Source organism: Mesonia sp. HuA40 (assembly GCF_008017835.1).
In the GTDB taxonomy this organism is placed as follows: domain Bacteria; phylum Bacteroidota; class Bacteroidia; order Flavobacteriales; family Flavobacteriaceae; genus Mesonia.
In genome coordinates this window covers 1-2,473 of the sequence record NZ_VRLT01000044.1, presented here as the reverse complement: position 1 = coordinate 2,473, position 2,473 = coordinate 1, and the positions used below count along the sequence as shown (strand labels likewise).

1 protein-coding gene is annotated in these 2,473 nt (G+C 30.1%); it reads right to left on the bottom strand.

Going from position 1 to position 2,473, the window contains the following annotated elements:
* Window positions 1–436 precede the first annotated feature (436 nt).
* Window positions 437–1,804: a thioredoxin-like domain-containing protein gene (locus FT993_RS08545; protein WP_147862132.1), complete on the bottom strand. Its 1,368-nt coding sequence runs from the start codon at window positions 1,802–1,804 to the stop codon at window positions 437–439.
* Window positions 1,805–2,473: the final 669 nt, after the last annotated feature.

Genomic DNA, 2,473 nt, shown 5'->3' with positions numbered 1-2,473 from the left:
ATTGTAATCTATTTTTAAAACGTAGATTTTAATATCTTTTTTTCGTTTACTTCAAATTTTTGATTCGACCTTAATTCCGCTTAATTTTTAAATTCGCTTTTTATTTTTTTGCACGATATTGTTTTATTCATTTTTTTCAGCGTTGTGCTTTTCATTCCGCGTAATGCTATTCAATTCCGCTGTTCTTTTTTTAAGTCAGTTATTTCTTTTAAGAACTAATTTTTGTTTTTTACTTCATCTTTTCAAGCAATCGTATTCATTATTATTCCGCTTTGCTTTTCATTCCGAGGTATTTTTGCCAACGGTCTTGTATAACAATCAGTTGCGGATTGGTTGAGAACTAAGATAGCTAAAATTACCGACTTTTATGCTTGCGCGGTTGTGTCCGCAGGACACCAAGCCGCAATTGTTGTTATACGTTGTTGTAAAACGTTTTTTACCAATATTTATGGTTTTTTATATCTTTTAATTTTGATAAAAACTGTGGTTCATGAGGATGATAAAAAGCTTGGTCAATCAAGTTCAAATTTCTATCAATTAGCAGATAACGAGGAATCGACTGCATTTCGATAAATTCCTTAAATCTATTATTATTTTCCTCCTTTTCATCAAACCGAAACGTCAATTTTTGCTTCAATTCTCGGGTTTTTAAATTCCATTTTTTCTTATCTTTTTCTTTGTCCACACTAAAGCTCAAGACTTTTACATTTTTAGGGAGTGACATATTATTCATCTTCTTTACCCCTTGAATACAAGGTGCACACCACGTAGCCCAAAAATCAATCAAATAGTATTCTGAATTATTTTCAGAAAGTATTTCTGAAAACTTAGTGTTCCTTTCATTCAAGTCAATTAGCTCTATTTTGTTTAAAAAATCTTTAAATTTTTCACTATTTAAGGGCGTTATTTGTTTTTTAATATGTGTTGAATCTCTTTTATAAAAATCTGTAGTTTTTAACCATTCTACGGCTTTTTCATACTTTGTATCTCCTTTGTTGTCCTCAAATTTTAAAAAATGGTATGCACCAATAGCAAGAAGTTCAATATATGTCTGAGAGTTGTTATCAGTACTTAATTTCTGGTAATCTAATTGTTCGGCATTATTTTTAAAATAATTGAATAATAGACCTAACTGAGCATCACTAGTCATTATTACATTACTGTTTTTTAGAAATTCTTCAACTCTTTTGTCTTTTGGGTTTATTTTTTGAATTTCGTCCAAATAAAGCATTTCATTTAATTGAGAGTTCGGTTTTTGGTTATCTAAAAGTTTTCTGAAATATTTGTTTAAACTGTCTAACTCGCTTATATAATTTTTACTCTTTATTGTTTTATTCCTAAAATGTTTATTTTTTAAATCACCGTAACTTTTATAAATTCTATCTGTAAGAATACTTTGAGAACTTTTGTTTTTAAATTCAATCAGATTAGAGTCAAGTTTAAGGTGTAAATCAGTTATTTCTTTGCTTGCAAGAAAATGTCTATTTATCTTTTGGAAATTCTTGTCTTCATCATATTTGAACATAACAAAATTCATTTGATAGTAATCATATAACAATGGAAGTTTCTTTGTTATTATAGTGTCTTGGTTACTTTTATTTTTAAATTGTAAATAGAAATTATCATAAGGTCTAAGCCAAACATTTATTCCATTTGAAGTTTTTGCCGGCATTTCCAATGAAATAGATAAAGAATCTTTTTTGTTAACTATATTCTCATTAGAATTTTGTAATTGAATGTTTTTCTTTTCTTTACACGAGGCGAAAAAAAGTGTTATAAGAATTAAGCTTAGAACTTTGTTCATTGGTTCGTTAAAATGTTTTACAACGGCCTTGGCTATGATTTCGTTGCGAAAAAATACGCAGGATTTATTCCGTTGTAGCTCAAAGATAGAAAAAAGCGTGGAATTTTCGGTAGAAAATTCCGCCGCAATGAATTATAGCCGTTGTTACCTAAAGTAGCGACACGTTCTGCTTGGAAGGTTCTGCTTTGCCGTCCAGATTTTTTTTCCGCTCTGATTTTTTTCCGCTTAGTGTTTTTTATTCAGTTACCTTTTAATTTATTTCGGATATGGAAATCTCAAAATCTTTTTTTCGTTTACTTCAAATTTTTGATTCGACCTTGATTCCGCTTAATTTTTAAATTCGCTTTTTATTTTTTTGCACGATATAGTTTTATTAATTTTTTTCAGCGTAGTGCTATTTCATTCCGCGTTGTGCTTTTCAATTCCACTGTTCTCTTTTTAAGTCAGTTAAATTTTCAAACAGTCGGATTTATCATTTCTCCGTTCCGCTTAAGATTCCGAGCTATTTTAGGTAACGGTCTTGGCTATGATTTCGTTGCGGAAAAATACGCAAGACTTATTCCGTTATAGCTCAAAGATAGAAAAAAGCGTGGAATTTTCGGTAGAAAATTCCGCCGCAATGAATTATAGCCGTTGTTACATACTGTGGCGACACGCTCTGCTTGGTAC

Coding starts and splice junctions, on each gene's coding strand:
- FT993_RS08545 (WP_147862132.1), bottom strand. CDS start 1,804: ATGAACAAAGTTCTAAGCTTAATTCTTATAACACTTTTTTTCGCCTCG.